The sequence below is a fragment of the Arachidicoccus sp. genome, from assembly GCF_050436765.1.
Classification (GTDB): domain Bacteria; phylum Bacteroidota; class Bacteroidia; order Chitinophagales; family Chitinophagaceae; genus Arachidicoccus.
In genome coordinates, this window is record NZ_JBNQGD010000114.1 from 1 (window position 1) to 5,621 (window position 5,621).

The following is a 5,621-nucleotide window of genomic DNA, read 5'->3' on the forward strand; positions in this document are numbered from 1 at the left end:
TAAAAACCGAAAGCAGCTAAAGTATTTTGGCTGCTTTTTTTATAAAAAGATTATGGAAGAATTATTAAAAAAACTAATAGAAGAAGCAAAGCTTTCTAATGAACAAGCTGAAAAATCAATAGAAGTCGTCAAAGATTTTGTGAAAGAAAAATTTCCCATGCTAGGGAATGCGGTCGACCAAATTTTTGGGAAGAAGGGTTAGTTGATAATTTTTTTTCTGCTCTTCGACATTTGTAATGTCGAAGCTCAAAGCTGTCCCATCGCCCAGATATGCAGCGTGGGGAAATGAGCGTTGGCGTATCTGTGCCAGTTTGCATTAAAAATTTGTTGATAGAGTTTTGGCATTGCACATGCCGAAGAACAGGACAGATACGCCAACACACAAAAGCCTTGTCGCATACCTGCGCTAGTTTGGTTTTCTGAAAATGAGAGCTAATAAAGGCAATCCTATTTAGGTTCTTTCGGTTCTGGTTTTGGATCCGAATCTGGTTCTGGCTTAGAATCTAATTTGGTTAAAGACGAAGAGTAAAATTTCTTTGTTTCTATATGGCGCTCCCGCACTTTTAAAATGAAATTTATTTCTACTGTATTTCCATTGGCAGAAATGGTAACTATTTGTCCATTATTCGGGCATTCTACTTCGGAGGGGAGGTCATCTTGATGCAAGTATATCTTGTATTTGCCAGTTGATAGGAAGAAAGAAAAATGCCCATAATTGTCTGTAACGACCGTATGCTTCTTACCTTTCTCGTCAATTGCATCAATGCGAATTTCTGCCTTTTGCTTGCTCACATCGTAGCTATATTGTGTGAAACTGTAAATTAATCCACCTCTAACTGTTCCGGTTCTGTGCAATGGTATCTTTAGGAGTACTTTTTTTTCTAGTACGGATATCGTTTGATTTTCTGCATACCACTGACCCTTTCTTAGAATGGAAATTTCATAATTACCCCGGGAAAGATTTTTATAAGTAATCTCTCCTTTATTATTTGTAATAAAGGATGCGTCATCGATATTTACTTCTTGGCTTACCGCTATACTATCTTGGTCATCAAAAATGCCATCATTGTTATAATCTTTGAAGAATAAAATCGTTAGTGTACTCTTTTTTGCACCAACTCTTATTCCCGGCAATTTTTGTATATAGCTAACTCCTAAGCTATTTGTAGCTGCGTAGTTGCTTGAATACTGATAACGTGAAATGTTCGCTTCTAGCGATGCATTGTCTGAAATAGTGTATTCAAGAGAAGCGTTGTAAGAGGTGGACGGGATGTTATTTATTTTATTATAAGAAAGCCCTGCTGACACGTTTAATTTTTTACTAAAGAAAGCATGTTGCAAGGAGGGATTAATATTTAGGCTACGATAGGTGGGCAAATCCATTAGGTAGCTATTGAGCGCATCACCTGCATAAAAACTCCCTCTTTGCAAATTGCAGTTAATACTCAACAATTTATAGTTTAAAGTTGAGTTGACTCTCAATTGTAGTTCATTTTTTCCTGATAAATGATTCTTTCCCGCACCTTCGTCAGAGTTGATATTTAAATAAAATAAAGCTTCCCTATTGGCATAGCCTATTTGTGTGTTTAAAAGAAAAGAACTTATTTCCGCATTTAAAGGAACGGTACCTAACATAAGAAAGGTTTTACTATCACTATAATTGGGTGAGATAGAAAAATTGAATTTTTTGAGATTGCCAGATAATCCTATTGCCATATTGGTATTGCCATATTCTGACTGATAATTAAATTGATTTGAAACAAACTTCGGCCTATTATTGTTATAGTCTAAATTTATCCAATAATTGAAATTTCCCTGCCTAAAGGATATGCGCTGCGATAATCTTTTCACCCCTTTTTGAATACCGGCATAATAAGGACTACTGTATGTATTAATACTATTAATATTCCATTTACCAAAGCTGCCAAATACACTCAAGCTCGCCAACCAGCCCAATTTCTGGAATGTAGGGTTATTCAAATCACTTGCATTACTGCCATTTAAAGTTGTTGTATATTGAAAATGTTCTTTTGTTGTCCAAGTCATGGTATTTGTCAATAGCGCATTGTTGACGCCTAAGAGGGGATCTTTCTGGTAAATAGCTACTGATTGAAAATTGTAATCTTTTGTATTGTGTTTTAATTCTGCCCAGGCAGTTCTTCCCGAAGAATAAATTGTATTGGGTGCTTGTAGAAAATTAGATGCATTGTCGATTAGTCCGGCTTCATAATAGTTTTTGTTTGCCGTGTCATTGAAGAAAGCTGCTACTCCTCTACCATATATATTTAAATCGAAGCTACGATTAATGTTTCCTAGGGTTGCACCCATTTTGTGCGTTTCATAGGAAATATAAGTATTCCTCAAATAGGAGTATGCCAAATTCTGCGGAATTGTAGCGTCAACATTGTAGTCTATTCTGCTTTTGGGTAAATAGAGGGCACTCCCTCCATCGAGGTGATAATAGGCATTATTTGTAAATGCATTTTGCACCGATAGCATCAGCCTGTTCGGCAAGCTATTATAATAATTGGGTAAAGGGTCATTGGGATGCCTTCGTATATCTTGTAAGGTTTGCACCATCACACTGGATTGACCAAACAAATCTCCTTTCTCGTAAAAGCCATATATATTTATTTGAAACGAAGCTTGGCTAGAGAGATTAACGGGGATTCTTTTACGTAGCGTAATCAATGTATCTTTATAAGCACCTAAATTAAAGCTTACTGCTTTGTGGAAATTTTGCGATTGTATTTCTATGGGTAAGTTGGCTATGATACTGACTAATGTAGCGGCATTTCCGCTATTGGTAACTTGAATAGGAATACTGATAGAGTCTTCATTTCCTAACAAGGAGACAGTCGGTTCCACGACAAAAAGGTTCGCACTTCTTTTACTCTTTACTATAAAGTCGATGGTGTTTTTTTGCAGTACACCATTGGCATTTTCCAATGAAATATGCACTAAATGATCTCCCGCCGTTAAATCCTTTGTATTAAAAATTTTAATAGCAACAAAGCTGCTATCCTGTGGTGCTAATGCGAGGTTTTTTTCTTTCGCTGATAAGAGTTGCAATCCTTTATCCGCTTCAACTTTTAATACGGCTATTTGGTTACTGCTGCTGTTGTTGGTAATTTTTACTATAAAAGAATTAAAGGCCTGCTCTGTTACGACAACTTTGTTTGTTTGTAACTTAAAAGAAAGAGACGTTGCATTTTGTTGGGCATCTGCTTGAGGTATGAAGCTTACTAATAACAAAAACAAGAGACATAATTTTATGGCACTGTTCAAAGAGCACCGTTTGGGAAACTTTATGCTTCCAATAAACAATATGTTGGTTATCCATATTTTCATTCATTATACTCCAATGCTTTGTACTTTTCAGGGTTATAAAGAATTACAAAGCAATTTTTTAGTTTGGTGCAAACACAACTGTCATTTGTGTTGTATATCTTCCGGCAGTGTTACCACTTGCAGCGTTCATATCGGTAATATAGCTGGTGATGATGATAATTGAATACCCCCGAAATGATATCTGCTGTTGCAGGACCGCCTGCATCTGAAACTTTAGGTATTACAAATAATGCAAGGAAAAAAATGAAATCGATATTATTTTGCAGGAATCATGTTTTCTTGCCCTAATTATCCGTTTAATGTAGCCTGTTAATATTTTTGTTTCACTAAGTCACCGCTTATTTGGTTTATCTGATACTGTTCTTTCAATATTTATTTTAAAAGAGAATGGTTTTTAGTTTGGTAATAATACGTATATTATATCTGTTGTATATGTTCCACCCGAGGCTGCTGCAATTGTTGTATTTCCTCCTGGAATAGAATAAGTTAAATCATAATACTGCTCCTGATAGGTACTATTGGTCAATGGGTTGGTTATTATTTGCTGGTCGCCATCTGTTAAATTAATAGCAGTTGACACGATGCCTGCTTTTGCAGGGTTTGCGGCATTGGAAAGATGAATGACAGAAACAGGAATAGTATGTGCACCATTGGTCAAATTGGCGTCTTCTGTCTTTGCTATTATTTGATAAGAATTAAAGGCTTTAACGTATAATTCCTGCGTTTGTGTGACCGAAACACCATTTACATAATCTGTGTTTGTTGTGAAAGGCAGGGAAACACTTGTATGAGCCAAAGACATGGTGGCGCTGCTAGAATTTGTATAAGAAATGACAAAGCTGGCGTTGAGTGTTTGGGTAGCTACCAAGGTGCCGCTTGCATTATAAATACTGAAAGTAAGTGTACAAGTAAAAGTACCCGAACCCGCAAGTAACAGATAATTGCCACCCGCAACTATCATGTCGAATTGATGCTCGGTATAAACGCTAAAAGCTGCTTGAGAATTATTAATGAGTGTAACATCGGATGTACTGAGCGCAACAGGCGTATTGGTTACGCCAATAGCGGCGGCGGACGGACTACCGGTACTTACATTATTAAAAGCCAAAGAAATATGGTCAGGTGTTATACTATTCGTGCCATTACTAAAATTGCCATTGGCACGAACCTTTAAAGACCAACCTATGCAATTAGCGCCATTGGGTGTATATTGTACATGTACTGCATCTGTCGCGGTCTGCCCGGATTGTATTTGCGTGTAGGTTGTAAAATTGGGTACAGGATATTCACCAGTAGCCAATGAAACACCGGAACAACTATTGCTGAAACCTATCTCAATAATTACCGATACATCGGCACTGGACTGAACATTACCAGACGCATCGCAAAAACTAAAAGTTAGTGTCCCTGTATAGTTTCCGGTAGTGGGTACCAATAATTGATTACCTCCCGCGACATGCACATCGAATAATTGCGTATAATAATAAGATGGCGGAGATGCTGGGCCGGTAAAATTAATGGCTGTTGTCGGTGTACTGCTTAAAGAAAAAGATCCGGTGGACGTTGTAGGAGGAAAGGGACTATTGCCTCCATAGCTATTAAATGCAATGCTTACATATTGTGCAGGGATGCTACTGCTGCCATTCGTAAAACTTGTCGAGCTTACTTTTAGCGTGTAACCGTTACCCACGTAATTGCCATTGCCACTAATACTATAAGCCACTATAACAGCTTGTGAAGCTGTTTTACCAGCGGTATTGATACAGTCTGAATAAGTATCAAAGTGAAGTGCATCATAGGGACTTGGGTTGAAGGACGCGCTTAGACTAGCACCACTGCCTCCAACTGGTTTTGCGCCCAATTTTATTTGACCTGTTGCATTATTGATCATAAATACCGCAACAAAAAATAAGACCTCTGTTATTAGATTCTTTTTAGTCATTTGATTCTTTTCAGTTTCTTCTATAATATTTTATTAGAGAAGTGGTTGAAAATTATTTTTAGAATTACTTTACCGTGCTTGAAATAATCTGTTCCTTATCGCGATGAACGAAGTGCCTTTATTTAGACGCTATTTTTAAGAAAAAATTCGTTTTTCCTCTATTGATTCTATGATATATTTTAATTCGCAAACTCTAATTGGGCTATTTTTACTTCATCTTTATTGCCATAAGTTATCAGTGCAGTTGCTGAATATCTGCCTTTTTCTAAATCGGGCAGTGGTATGTATTCATACCGGTTGTCTCCCGGTAAAGAATAAAAGTTAGTTG

Annotated in this window: 4 protein-coding genes; 1 reads left to right on the plus strand and 3 read right to left on the minus strand. The window is 37.0% G+C overall.

Translation table 11 applies throughout. The features are described 5' to 3' along the window. Positions 1 to 202: hypothetical protein (locus ACQR30_RS04675; protein ID WP_429731963.1), on the plus strand; the 202-nt coding region annotated here is incomplete at its 5' end. A 245-nt stretch (positions 203 to 447) separates the two neighbouring features. Here ACQR30_RS04675 and ACQR30_RS04680 read toward each other — a convergent pair. The 3 genes from ACQR30_RS04680 to ACQR30_RS04690 form a co-directional block, all read right to left on the minus strand. After that, complete coding sequence (locus tag ACQR30_RS04680; protein WP_429731967.1) at positions 448 to 3,261, minus strand: hypothetical protein; 2,814 nt, start codon at positions 3,259 to 3,261, stop codon at positions 448 to 450. Between the two features lie 148 nt (positions 3,262 to 3,409). After that, the gene (locus tag ACQR30_RS04685) at positions 3,410 to 3,556 is read right to left on the minus strand and encodes a hypothetical protein (RefSeq protein WP_429731970.1); all 147 of its coding nucleotides are present in this window, start codon (positions 3,554 to 3,556) and stop codon (positions 3,410 to 3,412) included. Between the two features lie 189 nt (positions 3,557 to 3,745). Next, the gene (locus ACQR30_RS04690; RefSeq protein ID WP_429731973.1) at positions 3,746 to 5,293 is read right to left on the minus strand and encodes a hypothetical protein; all 1,548 of its coding nucleotides are present in this window, start codon (positions 5,291 to 5,293) and stop codon (positions 3,746 to 3,748) included. Positions 5,294 to 5,621 lie beyond the last annotated feature (328 nt).

Coding starts and splice junctions, on each gene's coding strand:
- ACQR30_RS04685 (WP_429731970.1), bottom strand. CDS start 3,556: ATGCAGGCGGTCCTGCAACAGCAGATATCATTTCGGGGGTATTCAATT.
- ACQR30_RS04690 (WP_429731973.1), bottom strand. CDS start 5,293: ATGACTAAAAAGAATCTAATAACAGAGGTCTTATTTTTTGTTGCGGTA.